Source organism: Andreprevotia sp. IGB-42 (genome assembly GCF_009848685.1).
Lineage (GTDB): Bacteria > Pseudomonadota > Gammaproteobacteria > Burkholderiales > Chitinibacteraceae > Andreprevotia.
This window is the reverse complement of sequence record NZ_WXTX01000008.1, coordinates 12893-28475: the sequence shown is the minus strand read 5'-3', so window position 1 is coordinate 28475 and position 15583 is coordinate 12893. Positions and strand designations below refer to the sequence as shown.

The 15583-nt window shown below is 60.4% G+C and carries 18 protein-coding genes; 7 read left to right on the top strand and 11 right to left on the bottom strand.

The annotated features are described in order from the left end of the window. Nucleotides 1-76 precede the first annotated feature (76 nt). The 3 genes from IGB42_RS13035 to IGB42_RS13025 all read left to right on the top strand — a co-directional run bounded on the left by IGB42_RS13035 (nucleotide 77) and on the right by IGB42_RS13025 (nucleotide 3334). Nucleotides 77-1324 (top strand): hypothetical protein, encoded by a 1248-nt coding sequence (locus IGB42_RS13035; RefSeq protein ID WP_159672281.1) that lies wholly within the window; start codon nucleotides 77-79, stop codon nucleotides 1322-1324. 78 nt (nucleotides 1325-1402) lie between these two features. Then, nucleotides 1403-2422: a folate-binding protein YgfZ gene (locus IGB42_RS13030; RefSeq protein ID WP_159672279.1), complete on the top strand. Its 1020-nt coding sequence runs from the start codon at nucleotides 1403-1405 to the stop codon at nucleotides 2420-2422. Between the two features lie 126 nt (nucleotides 2423-2548). After that, on the top strand, nucleotides 2549-3334 hold the full coding sequence (locus tag IGB42_RS13025) for an enoyl-ACP reductase (protein WP_159672277.1): 786 nt from the start codon (nucleotides 2549-2551) through the stop codon (nucleotides 3332-3334). A 78-nt stretch (nucleotides 3335-3412) separates the two neighbouring features. On the opposite strand, the gene fliD is transcribed toward IGB42_RS13025, so the two are convergent. Continuing rightward, nucleotides 3413-4813: a flagellar filament capping protein FliD gene (gene fliD / locus IGB42_RS13020; protein ID WP_159672275.1), complete on the bottom strand. Its 1401-nt coding sequence runs from the start codon at nucleotides 4811-4813 to the stop codon at nucleotides 3413-3415. 78 nt (nucleotides 4814-4891) lie between these two features. Here fliD and IGB42_RS13015 point away from each other — a divergent pair, with 78 nt between their 5' ends. Continuing rightward, on the top strand, nucleotides 4892-5665 hold the full coding sequence (locus IGB42_RS13015) for a class II glutamine amidotransferase (RefSeq protein WP_159672273.1): 774 nt from the start codon (nucleotides 4892-4894) through the stop codon (nucleotides 5663-5665). A gap of 18 nt (nucleotides 5666-5683) precedes the next feature. On the opposite strand, the gene IGB42_RS13010 is transcribed toward IGB42_RS13015, so the two are convergent. The 9 genes from IGB42_RS13010 to rplM form a co-directional block, all read right to left on the bottom strand. Beyond that, complete coding sequence (locus IGB42_RS13010) at nucleotides 5684-6763, bottom strand: hypothetical protein (protein WP_159672271.1); 1080 nt, start codon at nucleotides 6761-6763, stop codon at nucleotides 5684-5686. 45 nt (nucleotides 6764-6808) lie between these two features. Next, nucleotides 6809-7399 (bottom strand): malonic semialdehyde reductase, encoded by a 591-nt coding sequence (locus tag IGB42_RS13005; RefSeq protein ID WP_159672269.1) that lies wholly within the window; start codon nucleotides 7397-7399, stop codon nucleotides 6809-6811. Nucleotides 7400-7403: 4 nt separating this feature from the next. Further along, the gene (pap, locus tag IGB42_RS13000; protein WP_159672267.1) at nucleotides 7404-8888 is read right to left on the bottom strand and encodes a polyphosphate:AMP phosphotransferase; all 1485 of its coding nucleotides are present in this window, start codon (nucleotides 8886-8888) and stop codon (nucleotides 7404-7406) included. A gap of 104 nt (nucleotides 8889-8992) precedes the next feature. Next, entirely contained in the window at nucleotides 8993-9325 is a 333-nt protein-coding gene (gene erpA, locus IGB42_RS12995) for an iron-sulfur cluster insertion protein ErpA (protein WP_236822588.1), read from the bottom strand. 133 nt (nucleotides 9326-9458) lie between these two features. After that, nucleotides 9459-9860 carry a polymer-forming cytoskeletal protein gene (locus tag IGB42_RS12990; protein WP_159672263.1) on the bottom strand — a complete coding sequence of 134 codons (402 nt, stop codon included), beginning with the start codon at nucleotides 9858-9860 and terminating at the stop codon, nucleotides 9459-9461. An 11-nt stretch (nucleotides 9861-9871) separates the two neighbouring features. Continuing rightward, nucleotides 9872-10585, bottom strand: coding sequence for a DUF6776 family protein (locus IGB42_RS12985; RefSeq protein ID WP_159672261.1), 714 nt, complete (start codon nucleotides 10583-10585; stop codon nucleotides 9872-9874). 6 nt (nucleotides 10586-10591) lie between these two features. Further along, on the bottom strand, nucleotides 10592-11635 hold the full coding sequence (gene argC, locus IGB42_RS12980) for an N-acetyl-gamma-glutamyl-phosphate reductase (protein WP_159672259.1): 1044 nt from the start codon (nucleotides 11633-11635) through the stop codon (nucleotides 10592-10594). Between the two features lie 169 nt (nucleotides 11636-11804). Beyond that, nucleotides 11805-12197, bottom strand: a complete 393-nt coding sequence (rpsI, locus tag IGB42_RS12975) for a 30S ribosomal protein S9 (protein ID WP_159672257.1) — start codon at nucleotides 12195-12197, stop codon at nucleotides 11805-11807. Nucleotides 12198-12222: 25 nt separating this feature from the next. After that, complete coding sequence (gene rplM, locus IGB42_RS12970) at nucleotides 12223-12651, bottom strand: 50S ribosomal protein L13 (protein ID WP_159672255.1); 429 nt, start codon at nucleotides 12649-12651, stop codon at nucleotides 12223-12225. Nucleotides 12652-12952: 301 nt separating this feature from the next. Between rplM and IGB42_RS12965 the strand changes: the two genes are divergently transcribed. Further along, nucleotides 12953-13372, top strand: a complete 420-nt coding sequence (locus IGB42_RS12965) for an OsmC family protein (RefSeq protein ID WP_159672253.1) — start codon at nucleotides 12953-12955, stop codon at nucleotides 13370-13372. A gap of 308 nt (nucleotides 13373-13680) precedes the next feature. Here the strand turns inward: IGB42_RS12965 and coq7 are convergent, their stop codons facing one another. After that, on the bottom strand, nucleotides 13681-14316 hold the full coding sequence (gene coq7 / locus IGB42_RS12960) for a 2-polyprenyl-3-methyl-6-methoxy-1,4-benzoquinone monooxygenase (protein ID WP_159672251.1): 636 nt from the start codon (nucleotides 14314-14316) through the stop codon (nucleotides 13681-13683). A gap of 85 nt (nucleotides 14317-14401) precedes the next feature. On the opposite strand from coq7, the gene IGB42_RS12955 reads away from it, so the two are divergent. Then, on the top strand, nucleotides 14402-15046 hold the full coding sequence (locus IGB42_RS12955) for a peptidylprolyl isomerase (protein WP_159672249.1): 645 nt from the start codon (nucleotides 14402-14404) through the stop codon (nucleotides 15044-15046). A gap of 35 nt (nucleotides 15047-15081) precedes the next feature. Further along, the gene (locus IGB42_RS12950; protein ID WP_159672247.1) at nucleotides 15082-15582 is read left to right on the top strand and encodes a peptidylprolyl isomerase; all 501 of its coding nucleotides are present in this window, start codon (nucleotides 15082-15084) and stop codon (nucleotides 15580-15582) included. Nucleotide 15583 lies beyond the last annotated feature (1 nt).

Genomic DNA, 15583 nt, shown 5'->3' with positions numbered 1-15583 from the left:
GCCGCTACCGCAGTGTCAATACTAACTCCTAAAAAATGGTGATGAGAGCATGGGTAAAACAACAAAAACAGTACTGATGGCGCTACTTCTGATCCTGCTCGTTGCTGCTGCTTTACCTTTCGCGCTCCCCTCCAGTGTTTATGAAGGCCAGTTGGGCCCCACGCTGCAACGCATGGCACACGGCAATATCAAGGTCGGCCAGTACACATTCGAATACACCCCCCGCCCGGCGCTCGTGTTGCAGAACGTGATCATCGACAACGATCCGGCGGTCGGCAAGATCGACAGGATTGCGGTGCCGATCAACGCATACAACGTACTGAACTGGGGCAAGGCACTGCGGGACGTCGAGATCGAGGGTGGCAAATTCAGCCCGACCTTTGCCATCAGCCTGCCTCAGCGCCTGAAGCCCGAGCCGGAAACACCGCGCCTGACCGACCTCAAGCTGATCAAGAGCAGCGTGGTGGTGGGTCAGGGTGAACTCGGCCCGGTTGATGGCACCGTGCGCTTTGATCAGAACGGCCAACTGGCCGAACTGATGATTACTGATAGCGAACGCCATCTTGAACTGCACATCGAGCCCAAGGAAGGCGTGTTCGCCTTGACGCTCAACGCCAGCAACTGGGAGCTGCCTTTTGGCTATCCGGTCAAGTTCGACAGCCTGTTGCTCAAGGGCGTCGGCAACAGCGCCGGCATCGTCATCGAAGACATCCGCGCGGACCTGTACAGCGGCATCGTGACCGGTAACGGCCAGCTCAACTGGGGTGATGGCTGGCAGCTTTCCGGCACCGTACGCAGCAATGGCCTGCAGGCAGAGCCATTCAGCCAGGTATTCACCAAGACAACGCGCAGCTCCGGTCGCCTGGTTGGTGAAGCCAACTTCGTATTCAAGGCAGCAGATTACCCGCAGTTGTTCGACGCACCCGCCATTGACGCCAAGTTGCAATTGCGCGATGGCATCCTTTACAACCTGGATCTGGTCACTCCGCTCAAATCGCAGGGGTCTGGCGCCTACCATGGTGGGCAGACCACGTTCGCCACTGTGGATACGCTGCTGCAAATCCGTCCGAACGTGGTGCAATTCAGCAAAACCCGGATAGAGAGCGGCAAGTATCTGGCGGTGGGTGGCCTGACAATCGGTGCAGGGCAAAAATTGAATGGCAGCTTCGCCGCGCGCGTCAACAGCGGTGCACTGGTGGTTTCGAACCAGATCCAGATTGCCGGCACGCTGGACAAGACACAGTTCCACACCGGCGCAGCGTACCGCCCGCGTGAAGGTGATGCCCCTGCCGAACCCGCACCGGAAGCGCCAGCCGCGCAATAACGCAATCCGTCCGCCCGGCGTTGTTTTCCCGGCGGACGCCCCCATCTTGTCCGCATTGCCACATCCCGGAACAAACCCATGGCTTGGCCTGACACTCTGCTTGGCGCGCGTATCGACGCTGCCGGCCGCATCGCCGATTTTGCACAGCCGGCAACAGAACTTGCCGCGCTGGAAAACGGCGTCATCGTTGCACCGCTCACCCAATACGGGCTGATCCGCTTTACCGGTGAAGAAACAGCCCATTTCCTCAATGGCCAGCTCTCCAGCGATGTGCGCAACCTCAAGCCGGACGAAGCGCAATACTCCAGCTATTCCACTCCCAAGGGCCGCATGCAGGCCAGCTTCCTGATCTGGCGCAGTGGTGAAGACTATCTGCTGCAGATCGCCGCAGAACTGCAAGCCGCCATCCAGAAACGCCTGTCGATGTTCGTTCTGCGCGCCAAGACACGCGCCAGCGATGCCAATGGCGACATCGCCCTGATCGGTGTGGCTGGCCCGGCCGCCGCAGACAAGGTGCGCAGTGTGGCAGGCGGCCTGCCCGATGCCCCGCTGCAGGTATGGCACGGCCCCACGGCCAGCGTGATTGCACTGACCGGCAACCGCTACCAGCTGGCTGTGCTGGTCGATCAGGCCGCCACCGTCTGGCAACAACTGGTGGATGCTGGCGCCACACCGGCCGGCGACAATACCTGGCGGCTGACCGAAATCCGTGCCGGCAGCCCATGGATCACGGCAGCCACGCAGGAAGAATTCGTCGCGCAGATGACCAATATGGAGCTGATCGGCGCCGTGAGCTTCACCAAGGGCTGCTACCCGGGCCAGGAAATCGTTGCGCGTACGCAATACTTGGGCAAGCTCAAGCGCCGCATGTTCCGTGTGCACATCGCTACCGACACGGCTGCCGCCGGCAATGATGTCTACAGCGCGGAGATGAACGGCCAGGCATCCGGCAAGATCCTGCTGGCCGCGCCGGCACCGCAAGGCGGGGTGGAAGCGCTGGCCGTGGTGCAGACCGCATCGCTGGAACACGGCCTGCATTTCGGCGCGCTCGATGGCCCCAGGCTGACGGTGCTGGACCTGCCGTACGAAATTGCCTGAGCTTCCGCAGATTTGAGCAAGCACAAATCCAAACGATTGTTTGGCGAAAAACCCGGCAAATGCCGGGTTTTTCATGCGCGCTTCGCTATAATCGCGCGACACTTTGAATCAGCAAGGATGAAACAGATGGGCTTTCTCGCCGGCAAGAAGATTTTGATTTGCGGTTTGCTGTCCGACCGCTCGATCGCCTACGGCATCGCCACCGCCTGCAAGCGCGAAGGCGCCGAACTCGCTTTCACCTATGTGAACGAAGACCTGAAAGACCGCGTGGCCAAGCTGGCTGCCGATTTCGATTCCAGCATCGTGCTGCCGTGCGATGTGGGCAGCGACGAACAGATCGAACAGCTGTTCGTGCTGCTGAAAGCACACTGGGACAGCCTCGATGGCCTGGTGCATTCGATTGCCTTTGCCCCGCGCGATGCGCTCAAGGGTGATTACCTCGATGCCGTCACCCGCGAGAACTTCCGCATCTCGCACGACATCAGCTCGTACAGCTTTGCGGCGCTGGCCAAGCATGCCCGTCCGATGCTGAACGAAAATGCCGGCCTGATCACGCTCACCTACCTGGGCGCCGAGCGCGCCATTCCCAACTACAACGTGATGGGCCTGGCCAAAGCATCGCTGGAAGCCAACGTGCGCTTCATGGCCGCGTCGCTCGGTCCGGAAAAAGGCATCCGCGTTTACGGCATTTCCGCTGGCCCGATCAAGACGCTGGCCGCCGCGGGTATCGCCGGCTTCGGCAAGCTGTTGAAGGCCGCGGCAGATGCCACGCCGCTCAAGCGCAACGTCAGCCAGGAAGAAGTGGGCAACGTGGCCGCATTCCTGATGTCGCCGCTGGCATCGGGCATGACTGGCAACATCGTCCACGTCGATGCCGGCTACAGCATCGGCGCGCTGTCGCTGGGCGAATAAGCACGCCGCAGCATGCAGGCAAAACACCCGGGTAACCGGGTGTTTTTCATTGTGGTTGCCGCGGCGATGCGCGGCAGTTCAGAAGCTCGCTACCGTCAGGTATTGCGACAGGCCATATAGCGTACGGCTGTTGAGCGCAAAGCTGTAGCCGCCCACCTGCAATAGCGAAAACGGCCCGATGCTGGAATTGAGCGCCTGCAGATCGCTGGCGCTGGTATTGCGCACCGCCCGCAAGCTCACGCCCAGATTGGTGCCCTGCGCGCTCTGCGCCGCCCGGTCCAACCGCTGCGCGGCAGTCGCCAACTGGCTGGCTACGCTGTCCGGTGCTTTTTGCACCGCAGCGGCCAGCGCCTTGTCGTTCAATTGCAGGCTGCCATCACGTGCCTGGCTGAGGCCCAACCCCTGCAGGCCGGATGAATCACCCGCCAGTTGTCCCAGCACACGGTCGAGCTGCTTTTGCGCCAGCACAGCCTGCGTGGCATCCATCCGGGACAGCTGTTGCTGCGTGGCATTGTAGGCATCGGCAAAGCGCTGCACCGATGCGGCCAGTGCATCGCCATCCGGCGCCGTACCCACATCGCTACTGCCGGTGGACTGCAGATTCAGCGTCAAACCGGTCTGCCGGTCCTGCAGCGTATTGCTGGCAGCCGTGAGCGTACGTGCGCCCACGGTCACACTGGCATTCTGCGCCGCCTGGGTCTGCAGGGCATTGCTGGCCGCTGCCGGCTCGAATGCCAGCCGCGACAGGCCGGCGCTATCGCCGCTGTTCCCATCGTCATCGCTGACCTGGATGCGGAATGCCGCGGCAGCACCGCTTTGCTGGCCGCTGATCTGCAAGCGGCTGCCATCCGCATCCGTGACGACCTCGGCCGTCACGCCCACGCTGGCGCGGTTGATGCTGGCCGCCACGCCCGCCAGACTGGCATCGGCCGGGTTGATGATGACCGAACGGGCCGTTCCTGCCGCCTCGAACCCGCCATCGGCCACGCGGCCAAGCTGGATGGTCAACCGGCCGGTGCCCAGGATATCGCTGCGGCTGGCGCTATTGGTCGATTCGATCTGCTGCCCGCTTGCCAGCTGGGTCACGGTCACCGCCTGCGGCGCAGTCAGCGTGGTCCCTGCGGCGCTGCTGGCCGTCAGTACGGCTTCATTGCTGGAAGTGGTTTTGACAGGCGTGCGGCCATCACTGACTGCCAGTGGCTGCAATGCCTGGCGCAACGTGGCTAGTGCCATCTGTGTCTTGCCCTGCCCGGACAGGCTGACGCTATCGGTGTAGCGCCGGCCCAGTGCGGCAGTATTGATGAGGCCGGGCGGATCGGACAGTAACGCCGAACGCGGGTTCGCTGCACCGTTCAGCGCGTAAAGACGCTGCAGGCTGCTGTCCAACCCCGTCTGATTGGCGGAAACCGCTTGCGACGGCGCCCCAAAGGCGCGCTGATCGCCGTACAATCCGTAAACGGGAAACGTAGAACCGATCATGGCTAGCCTCCGTCAGATTGACGTGCCACATGAAACAATCTACGCCCCAAGTCAATGAATGGAAAGGAATAACCGACGATGTGCCAGTTACTGGGCATGAGCTGCAATGTGCCGACCGACATCGTGTTTTCGTTTGAGGGTTTCCGCCAGCGCGGCGGCCTGACCGATGAACACGCCGATGGCTGGGGCATCGCCTTTTTCGAGGAGCATGGCTGCCGCATGTTCCTGGATTACCAGGCATCCGCCACCTCGCCGGTGGCCGATCTGGTGCGCAATTACCCGATCAAGAGCCGCAATGTGATCGCGCATATCCGCAAGGCCACGCAAGGCGTGACCTCGCTCGCCAACACGCATCCGTTCCAGCGCGAACTATGGGGGCGCTACTGGATTTTTGCCCACAACGGCAATCTGAATGGCTTGCCGCCATTGACCGGCAGCCGCTTCCTGCCGGTGGGCAATACCGACAGCGAACATGCATTTTGCTGGCTGATGAACATGCTGGCGGTGGAGTGCCCGGAAGCGCCGGGCGCGGCCGAGCTGCACAGCGTGCTGGGCGAGTTTGCCCGCTACCTGTCGCAGTTCGGCACCTTCAACTTCCTGCTGTCCGATGGTCACGCGCTGTTTGCCCATTGCAGCACCGAGCTGCACTACATCGTGCGCAAGGCGCCGTTTTCCACCGCGCACCTGTCGGATACCGATGTGCAGGTGGACTTTGCCACGGTCACCCTGCCCAGCGATCAGGTGGCGGTGATTGCCACCCAGCCGCTGACCGACAACGAAGCGTGGCAGAAAATGCCGGCTGGCGAGCTGCTGATGTTCATCGACGGCCACCCCAGGCGCCTGCCCGGCTGACACCCCCTCGCGCGGCGCTCAGGCGTCGTGGTGATGCAGCTTCAGTACGTCGTACAGCGTGTCGTTGAAATATTCGCCACTCTCGTCGAGCTGTCGTAGCTGGTAGGCCAGCTTTTCCAGCGAGGTATGGCCGGTCTTGAAGCGGTCGCGCACCTTTTTCATCATCATCGCGCGCGCGGCAATCTGCTCGCGCTTGCGCTCGATCTGCTTGCGCTCGCGCTGATGCGCCCCTTTCGACAGCACCAGCCAGATCATGGTCGGGATTGCCAGCAACCACCATTCCATGAACAACGCACCGATGGTGATGCATACGATCATCAGGTACCAGATCTGGTCAGCATGCTCCACGCCCGGCATCCAGCGTGACAATGACGGCCAGCGTCCTTCCAGCATGGCGACGATACGGCTTTCATCAGCAGCATCACGCTTCTTGCTGGCCAGCGCGGCATCCAGCGCCAGCGTGGCATACCACTGCGTCACGATCGGGCTATGCAACCACGCATTGCCCAGGTACGCCTGCAGATGCTCGGCAAACTGCTGCTTGAATTCGCCACTGGCCAGTGGCGGCACGCTGTCGTTGTAGGGCTCGCTCACTGCATGCTGCACGGTCAGCGGGTAGCCGGCGATATCGATCAGTGCGCGTCGGCGCAGCTCGAGCAATTCATCCGGAATCGGGTGCTGCGGGTGATCCAGCCGCACATAATGCCCAAGCAGCGCTTCGAGCTGATCGAAATCCGGCAGCTTGCCCGGATTGGCGCGCAGCGATGCACGCACCCTGGCCAGTTCCGCGCGTACTTCATCGGCAATCGGCGCCGCTTCCGGCACCCAGGCGTGCGACAGCAGTGTATCGACCTTGTACAGCGTTTCATCGTAATGCCGGTAAAACCCCTCGCGGTAACGGCCGACTTCTTCACGGTCGCGGTGCTCGTCGCCACTGACCAGCGGCGGCGTGGGCGGCGAGCGGCGCAGGTCAAGCGCGATGCGGTTGACCTGTGTCTGCAGCTCGTTGGCAATGCCCGCGCGTGCGAACACCGGATCCAGCTCGTGCTTCTTGCTGCGCCAATCCTCCAGCGCCCTCCAGATGCTCCATTCCGCCATTGGCTGGGTACTTCCTGCTCGATTCTTTCCTAGGATGGACGGAGCTTATTCGATCCGGCACACATCGGCAAAATCCAGTCGCGGATTGCGTGCATGCAGGCCCGCCGGCTCACCGTAACCGAGGTTGACCAGGAAGTTGGAGCGCCAGCTGGTACCACTGAAAAACGCATCATCCACTGCGGCGTTATCAAAGCCGGACATTGCCCCCACATCCAGCCCCAGTGCCCGCGCAGCCAGCATCAGGTACGCGCCCTGCAGGCTGCCATTGCGCATGCAGGTGGTCTGGATCGACTTTTCGTTGCCCACAAACCAGCTTTTGGCATCGGTATGCGGGAACAGGTAGGCAAGCTCTTCATAGAACTCGAGATCGAAAGCCACGATCACTGTGACCGGCGCAGCCAGTGTCTTGTCCAGGTTGCCGGCAGACAACGCCGGGGCCAGCTTCTGCTTGGCGGCAGCGGATTTCACGAAGACGAAACGGGCTGGCGACGCGTTGGCTGAAGTCGGCCCCCATTTCAGCAGCTCATATAGCGCCTGCAGCGTTTCATCGCTGACTTCGCGCTGCTGGAAAGTACTGTAGGTGCGGGCGGCAACGAACAGCTGATCAAGTGCACTGGCATCAAGCGGGATGGTCATCGGGTCAATCCTTGCGTTTGAAACGGGATTCGATTGCCGCACACAGCGCTTCCAGAACCGCGATGCGCGCATGCTGTTTATTGTTGGCGCCGATCAGGTGCCACGGCGCGGTGGTGGTGCTGGTACGCTCTATCATGTCGCTGCCGGCCACCACGTAGTCATCCCACTTCTCGCGGTTGCGCCAGTCGTCATCGGTGATCTTGAAACGCTTCCAGCCGGTGGCTTCACGTGCATTGAAGCGCGCCAGCTGTTCTTCCTTGCTGATCGATAGCCAGAACTTCACCACGATCACGCCGGCATGGTCGAGCTGGGCCTCGAAATCGTTGATCTCGCCGTACGCACGCAACCATTCCGCATTGCTGGCAAAGCCTTCCACCCGCTCTACCAGCACCCGGCCGTACCAGGAACGATCGAATATCGTCAATCTGCCGCGTGCCGGCACCTGCCGCCAGAAGCGCCACAGATAGGGCTGCGCCTTTTCCTCATCGGTAGGCGCCGCGATCGGCACCACGCGGTACTGGCGTGCATCCAGCGCGGCGGTGATGCGGCGGATTGCCCCGCCCTTGCCAGCGGCATCCATGCCTTCGAACACCGCAACGACCGCGTGCCGGGCAAAACGCGGATCACGCACCAGGCCGTTGAGCCGCCCCTGCAGCGCTTCCAGTTGCTGCTTGTAATGCTTGTCCGCCGGGTGATCGAGCTGCAGCGTATCGAGCAGGCGCACGCCATCGATCGATGGCTGTAGCGGCGCCGCATCGGCACGGCGCTGCTTGACCGTATCGCGCGCCAGATGGTGCTCGATCGCCTCCAGCAACTGCTGCCCTACGCTGAGCGCACGGTAGTTGGCATCCCAGCCTTCCACCACGCGCCACGACGATTCCGCCTGGTTGGTGCGCGCAAGCAGCTTTTTGGCGTGGCGCGCGTTGGCGTCGTAGTGCTTGAGAAAGGTTTTGTCTTCCTTGCTCACGCGCCAGGCAGTAAGCGGGTCTGCCTGCAATGATTTCAGGCGCTTTTTCAGCCGGTCTTCCGACAGGTGCAGCCAGAACTTCAGTACCAGTGCACCATCATCGGTCAGCAGTTTTTCCAGCCGCACGATGCGCTCCACACGCTGCTCGATCTCGGCATGGTGATGATCATTGTCCCAGTGCCACAGCGGATCGGCATACCAGCTGCCGAACACGATGCCGATATTGCCTTTGGCCGGCAACACGCGCCAGAAACGCCAGAATGGCGGGCGCGATGCTTCCTCGTCATTGGGCGGATCGAACGCCAGCGTGCTGATGTTGCGCGGGTCCATCCACTCTGCCAGCAGGTTGGCCAGCTCGCCCTTGCCTGCCGCCGGCATGCCGGCCAGCACGATGATGACCGGGAAGTCACCACGCTGTTTCAGCTCGTATTGCGCGGCCAGCAATGCCTCGCGTAGCCTGGTTTCGGCCTCGCGGTAGGTGGCCTTGTCGATTGCATGACCCAATTCTGCCGATTCGAACATCGTGGCATTGCTCCTGGTGATGATGTCTGCATATATCGCGAAGATGGCGGGCAAGAAAAAAGGAAGCGCATGCGCTTCCTTTTTCTATGGATGAAGAACGCCGGTCAAACCGAGAACGACGAACCGCAGCCACAGGTGGACTGGGCGTTCGGGTTCTTGATGGTGAACTGCGAACCTTCCAGGCTTTCCACGTAATCGATTTCCGCACCCACCAGGTACTGGTAGCTCATCGGGTCCACCAGCAACTGCACGCCGGCTTTTTCAACCGTGGTGTCGTCTTCGTTGGTAATTTCATCGAAGGTAAAACCGTACTGGAAGCCGGAGCAGCCACCGCCGGTCACGAAAACACGCAGTTTCAGGTCCGGGTTGCCTTCTTCGGCGATCAGTTCGGCAACCTTGCCGGCTGCTGAATCGCTGAAGAGAAACGGACTGGGCATTTCGGCGATGGAAGTGGTGGCCGTGGTCATGACAGGCTCCCGTCTGAATAGTTGACTAAGATAGTAGGATTATCGCGCCGATGGCTGCGCGGGTCAATGTGGCAATGTGCCACATCCGCCGCGCAGCCAGGTATCACTTCACCTTTTCCGCTACCTTGTCATCCGGCGTTACCACGCGGGCGCCGGCCAGCGGCAGCAGGCGGCCTTCGATCACCGCACCGGGGTGCATTTCCAGTACCTTGTAGGTCAGGTCACCCACCACGCGCGCCTTGGGTTGCAGCTCGACATACTGGCTGATTTCCAGCGGGCCGCTCACTTCGCCATTCAGGATCAGGTGGCTGGCCTTCACGCTACCCTGGATGCGGGCCTTTTCGGAGATGACCAGCGTGCCGTTTTTTTCATCCGCGCTGGTGACGTTGCCGATCACGCTACCATCGATGCGCAGGCCACCAGAGAAACTCATGTCGCCCGTCAATACCGAGCCCTGGCCGATCAGGCTGTCGATTTTCTGGCTGCCTTTCTTGTTCTTGAACATCGCATTCCCCTTTATGGTTTTTTATTGCATTCGGCAACGGGTTGCGGCTGACCATCCATCAGCAGGCGGGCATCCAGCGCAACGGGCTTGGCCGATGCGGGGAATTCAACCTCTCCCTCCAGCCGGCCGTAGTGCCTGAAACGCACCGGCTGCGGCTTTACTTCGACCCGGCCCGGTTTGCCAGCATCGCTATAACTCACGATCAGCGCCAGTTGCCCGCTGAATTCGGCCGCCCGGTCCACGCCCTGCACCGCGAGCAAGCGCCAGCGCCAGCGATTGGGCGTATCGGCAGCAACCAGATCACAGGCGGCAAAACTCACCGGCCGATTACGGTCGTTGGTCGTCAACAAGGTATCAAAGAAGCTCAACGACTGGCGCGCCTGGGCCGCCTCGCCCTCTGCCGTTGCCACCGCACTGGCCAGCGCCTGGCGGGCGGATTCGGCTACCGTCAGTTGCTGGCGCAGGCTTTCCTCCTGCGCCAACGCATGATCGAGTTTCTCCTGCATGGCGCCAAGGCCGCGCGTTTCCATCTGCAGGCGCTCGCCAGCGGCAGCCACCCCGCGGCCATAGCCAAACCACAGCCCGGCAGCAGTGCATGCCACCAGCACGCAGATCCCCGCCAGCCAGCGCAACATCTGGGCACGCCAGCCTAGCGAAGGACGCAAGTTCAGCGGCTGCGACGTCAGCCGCGCCCGCTGGATGCGATACAGCCGTTTCAGCGGCATTGCGCGTTACGGCAGCAGCGGAACAACTTCAAGGCCTTGTGATTCCGGCAGGCCGAACATCAGGTTCATCACCTGCACGGCCTGGCCGGATGCCCCCTTCACCAGGTTGTCTTCCACCACCAGGATCACCAGCAGATCGCCATCTCCCGGGCGATGCACGGCAATGCGCGCGATATTGGAGCCGCGCACCGAACGTGTTTCCGGGCAGCTGCCAGCCGGCATCACATCGACGAACTTTTCGTTGGCAAAGCGCGCTTCGAACAGTTGCTGGAAGTCGGTATCACGGCCTTCCGGCTTGATACGCGCGTAGATGGTGGAATGGATACCGCGGATCATGGGCGTGAGGTGCGGTACGAAGGTCAGCGATACCGGTGCGCCGTGAATGGCGCTCAGGCCTTGGTTGATTTCGGGCGAATGGCGATGTCCCTTCACCCCATAGGCCTTGAAATTGTCGCCCGCCTCCGAGAACAGCGTACCTACTTCCGCCTTGCGTCCTGCGCCGGATACGCCCGATTTGCAGTCGGCAATCAGCGTACCGGTTTCAATCAGCTGTTTGCCGCCCTCCAGCAGCGGCAACAGACCCAGCTGCACCGAAGTGGGGTAGCAACCGGCCATGCCGATCAGGCGCGCGGATTTGATTGCCTCGCGATTCACCTCGGCAAGGCCGTACACCGCTTCTTCGAGCAGATCGGTGCAGGTGTGCTCCATTGCATACCATTTCTGGAATTCGGCCGGATCTTTCAGGCGGAAATCGGCAGCCAGGTCGATCACTTTCACGCCGGCTTCCAGCAGCTCGCGCGCCTGCGCCATGGCTACGCCGTGCGGGGTGGCAAAGAACACCACGTCACACGATTTCAGATCAGCATCTTCCGGGGTGGAAAAAGCCACATCCACCCAGCCGCGCAGGCTGGGAAACATTTCGGCCACTTTCATGCCGGCTTCTTTGCGCGATGTGACCGCATGAACCGTCACGCCTTTGTGCCCTGCCAGCAAACGCAGCAGTTCGACGCCGGTGTATCCCGTACCGCCGACGATACCAACCTTGATCATCGTTAGAGTCCCCCGTAAGCAAGGGCTCAATCATAAAGGAAAAACGCCCGTATCCGAGCGTTTGAATCGGTGTGAAGTGCACCGATCTGCACATCGCTGGCACAGCAGGCTCGCGAAAAAACAAAAAGCCGCCCGAAGGCGGCTTTTTTGCGGCAAATCCCGCAGCGAATTAACGCTTCGAGAACTGCTTGCGGCGACGGGCGCCACGCAGACCGACCTTCTTACGCTCAACTTCACGAGCGTCGCGGGTCACGAGGCCTGCAGACTTCAGTGCACCCTTCAGATCTGCACTGTAGTCGATCAGCGCACGGGTCAGACCGTGGCGAACTGCACCAGCCTGGCCAGTTTCACCACCGCCAACCACGTTAACCAGCACGTCGAAGCCTTCCAGATTGGAAGTCAGGGCGAGCGGTTGACGCACGATCATGCGGCTGGTTTCACGGCTGAAATATTGATCAACCGGTTTGCCGTTCACAACGATGTTGCCGGTGCCCTTAGCCAGGAACACACGTGCAACGGCGCTCTTGCGGCGGCCGGTACCGTAATTGTATTTACCTACCATTTTGCAAATTCCTTAGTTCGGGCGCTTAGACAGCAAGCGTCTTCGGCTGTTGCGCGGTGTGCGGATGCTCGCTGCCGGCATAAACCTTCAGCTTTTTGTGCATCGCGTAGCCCAGAGGACCCTTGGGCAGCATGCCCTTGACCGCTTTTTCCAACGCACGGCCCGGGAACTTGTCTTGCATCTCGGTGAAAGTGCGCTCGTAAATACCACCCGGGTGACCGGTATGGCGGAAGTACTTCTTCGACGTCGCTTTATCACCCGTAACGCGGATCTTGTCTGCGTTTACCACAACGATGTAGTCGCCCGTATCAACGTGCGGGGTGTATTCGGCTTTGTGTTTGCCACGCAGGCGCTTGGCGATTTCAGCCGCGAGACGACCCAGCACCAGGTCAGTCGCATCAACGACGAACCACTCGCGCTTTACCTCGTGCGGCTTGGCAGAAAAGGTTTTCATAACTGCTAATCCACGTTTCTGATTTTGAGAAAGTCGCAAAGTCTAGCGTAACCGGCAAGGGCCTGTCAAACCATGCGTGAAGGAGGGACCAAAAAAAACGCAACCCGTACGGATTGCGCTGAATTCCACCAAAGAAGGAGGATGGAGGAGACGACACCGGAGCCGGAGCCCCGATGCCAGCTTTCATTCTCCCAAAGCTTGGTCATTTAAGCAAGCCCTTCTACATATGCCATGCACCATACATGGATGTAGTCGGGTTTAGCGAGCTACAATGCGGCCTTGCTTACGACAGGACGCAATCATGAAAACACGTTTGAAGTGGGTTGAGGCTGTAAGTTTTCTGGCCGAATCGGGCTCCGGCCATGCCGTTTTGATGGACGGCGCGCCAGAAGGCGGCGGTCGTAATCTGGGGCCGCGACCAATGGAACTGGTATTGATGGGTACCGTCGGCTGCTCGACGTATGACGTGATCCACATCCTGAAAAAAGGCCGCGCGGATGTGCGCGATTGCGTGGTGGATGTCGATGCAGACCGCGCCGACACTGATCCCAAGGTCTTCACCAAGATCCATATGCACTTTACCGTTACAGGCAAAGGGCTGAAATCCGAGCAGGTGGAGCGAGCAATCAAGCTATCGGCAGAAAAATATTGTTCCGCGTCGATCATGCTGGCCAAAACGGCGGAAATCACGCACGACTTCGTGATTGTCGAAGCCGATTAAGCGCTACAGCGGCATGCAGGGCACGGTGGAAGTGGTATCTAGATATTGGAGGCCACACCGTGCACCAATTTGGCTCATGAAAATATTCGGTCAAGCCAAGCGTAAGACATACACCGACATACATCATTGAATGCGGTGTCAGCGTGGCGTGTTTGCCAGCGACTCATCTGCCTTGCACGCAACAGGCCCGGCAACACTGCTCAGCGGCAAACCGGCGTCAGGTTCCATTCAATTCTGGCGCAAAAATACAACACCTTCTTCCACAACATGCGATGAGGGTGTGATTGGTCACACAGTTTTGCGGGCCGTTACAGGCGATAGGACAGCGTAGTCATCACCCTGGATGTTGTTGCCATGGCGACCTTGACCGGTGCGGGCAGCTCGGCCGCGCCGAGCTCAACTGCAAGATCGGCATGGCTGAGCTCATCCACATGCATTTGCGCCACGATGGCGCGGCTTTTGCTGTCCTGCACCGGCAGCGTGTGCAGATGGCCGGCCAGATGCGCACCAACCTGGCGCTCGGTTTCGGCGAGGAAGCCCAAGTTCCATTTGTCGCCGACGAGGCCCGCGGTTACGCCGATCAGCAGACTGCTGGCGTACAGCAACGGGTTGAATACACTGGCGTGGCTGCCCAACTCCGCGAGCCGCTGTTCGGTCCACGCCAGATGCTCGACTTCCTCATGCGCGGCTTCACGCAATGCATCGCGCGTGGCCGGATCGCGCGCGGTCAGCGCCTGCCCCTGATACAGTGCCTGCGCGCAGACTTCACCACTATGATTCACCCGCATCAGCCCTGCGGCGTGGCGCTTGTCATCCGCCGAGAGCCCTGACTCCTCGATATGCGCATCAGGATGCACGCGCACACTGGTGGCCGGCGCAGACAAAGTACGCAATGCAGTATCGAATTCACCGATCAATTGATCAAGCGTTGGCAATTTCAGCATGGTTGGGGCTCCTGTCAGTGCCGATTTTATCACCTGCCGCATGCTATTATTCCGGGCATTTCACCGTGTTTGGATTTCTACTCAAATGAAGCATTGGATACTCGCCAGCACCCTCGTTCTCGCCAGCAGCCTCGGTTTTACCGCCAATACCAAGGCCAGCGAAGTCAAAGCCGCCACCCGCCCGCAAGTCGAGATGGTGACCAGCAAGGGCAAGATCGTCATTGAACTGTATCCGGATGCCGCGCCGGAATCTGTCGCCAACTTCCAGCAATATGTGAAGGACAAGTTTTACGACGGCACCATCTTCCATCGGGTGATTCCGGATTTCGTGGCCCAAGGCGGCGGTTTCGATCCCAAGATGAACCAGAAAGCCACGCGCGCGCCGATCAAGAATGAAGCCGAGCAGGCTTTCAAGGCTGGCCTGAAGAACGACCGCGGCACCATAGCCATGGCGCGTACCGGTGATCCTCACTCGGCCACCAGCCAGTTCTACTTCAACCTGAAAGACAACGACTTCCTCAACTTTCCCAGCCGTGACGGCTTCGGCTACGCCGCGTTCGGCCGCGTGATTTCCGGCCAGGAAGTGATTGAAGACATGGCCAAGCAGAAGACCCTGCCGGGTGACGTGCCGGCCGAAGCCATCGTGATCACCAGCGTGCGCGAGCTGCCCGCAACGGCATCGAAGCCGGCTGCCAAGGCCAGCGGCAAGAAAGCCGGCACAAACAAATAACCAGTAAATCGTCATCACTGCGAGAGGAATACACCATGACCCAAGTCAAACTCACCACCAACCACGGTGACATCGTGCTGGAACTGGACGACGCCAAGGCGCCGCTGACTGTCGCCAACTTCGTGCAGTACGTGCAGGACGGCCACTACGACGGCACCGTGTTCCACCGCGTGATCGATGGCTTCATGATCCAGGGCGGCGGTTTCACTCCGGGCCTGAAGCAGAAAGACACGCGCGAAACCATCAAGAACGAAGCCAGCAACGGCCTCAAGAACGATGCCTACACCGTGGCCATGGCCCGCACGCCGGATCCGCACTCTGCATCGTCGCAATTCTTCGTCAACGTCGCCAACAACGACTTTCTCAACTTCCAGACCCCGACTCCGCAGGGCTTCGGCTATGCGGTATTCGGCAAGGTGGTGGAAGGCAAGGAAGTGGTCGATGCCATCAAGGCCGTGAAGACCGGCAGCAGCGGTTTCCATCAGGACGTACCGAAAGAAGACGTGCTGATCGTGAAAGCCGAAGTACTGGGCTGAT

Coding starts and splice junctions, on each gene's coding strand:
- IGB42_RS13035 (WP_159672281.1), top strand. CDS start 77: ATGGCGCTACTTCTGATCCTGCTCGTTGCTGCTGCTTTACCTTTCGCG.
- IGB42_RS13030 (WP_159672279.1), top strand. CDS start 1,403: ATGGCTTGGCCTGACACTCTGCTTGGCGCGCGTATCGACGCTGCCGGC.
- IGB42_RS13025 (WP_159672277.1), top strand. CDS start 2,549: ATGGGCTTTCTCGCCGGCAAGAAGATTTTGATTTGCGGTTTGCTGTCC.
- fliD (WP_159672275.1), bottom strand. CDS start 4,813: ATGATCGGTTCTACGTTTCCCGTTTACGGATTGTACGGCGATCAGCGC.
- IGB42_RS13015 (WP_159672273.1), top strand. CDS start 4,892: ATGTGCCAGTTACTGGGCATGAGCTGCAATGTGCCGACCGACATCGTG.
- IGB42_RS13010 (WP_159672271.1), bottom strand. CDS start 6,763: ATGGCGGAATGGAGCATCTGGAGGGCGCTGGAGGATTGGCGCAGCAAG.
- IGB42_RS13005 (WP_159672269.1), bottom strand. CDS start 7,399: ATGACCATCCCGCTTGATGCCAGTGCACTTGATCAGCTGTTCGTTGCC.
- pap (WP_159672267.1), bottom strand. CDS start 8,888: ATGTTCGAATCGGCAGAATTGGGTCATGCAATCGACAAGGCCACCTAC.
- erpA (WP_236822588.1), bottom strand. CDS start 9,325: ATGCCCAGTCCGTTTCTCTTCAGCGATTCAGCAGCCGGCAAGGTTGCC.
- IGB42_RS12990 (WP_159672263.1), bottom strand. CDS start 9,860: ATGTTCAAGAACAAGAAAGGCAGCCAGAAAATCGACAGCCTGATCGGC.
- IGB42_RS12985 (WP_159672261.1), bottom strand. CDS start 10,585: ATGCCGCTGAAACGGCTGTATCGCATCCAGCGGGCGCGGCTGACGTCG.
- argC (WP_159672259.1), bottom strand. CDS start 11,635: ATGATCAAGGTTGGTATCGTCGGCGGTACGGGATACACCGGCGTCGAA.
- rpsI (WP_159672257.1), bottom strand. CDS start 12,197: ATGGTAGGTAAATACAATTACGGTACCGGCCGCCGCAAGAGCGCCGTT.
- rplM (WP_159672255.1), bottom strand. CDS start 12,651: ATGAAAACCTTTTCTGCCAAGCCGCACGAGGTAAAGCGCGAGTGGTTC.
- IGB42_RS12965 (WP_159672253.1), top strand. CDS start 12,953: ATGAAAACACGTTTGAAGTGGGTTGAGGCTGTAAGTTTTCTGGCCGAA.
- coq7 (WP_159672251.1), bottom strand. CDS start 14,316: ATGCTGAAATTGCCAACGCTTGATCAATTGATCGGTGAATTCGATACT.
- IGB42_RS12955 (WP_159672249.1), top strand. CDS start 14,402: ATGAAGCATTGGATACTCGCCAGCACCCTCGTTCTCGCCAGCAGCCTC.
- IGB42_RS12950 (WP_159672247.1), top strand. CDS start 15,082: ATGACCCAAGTCAAACTCACCACCAACCACGGTGACATCGTGCTGGAA.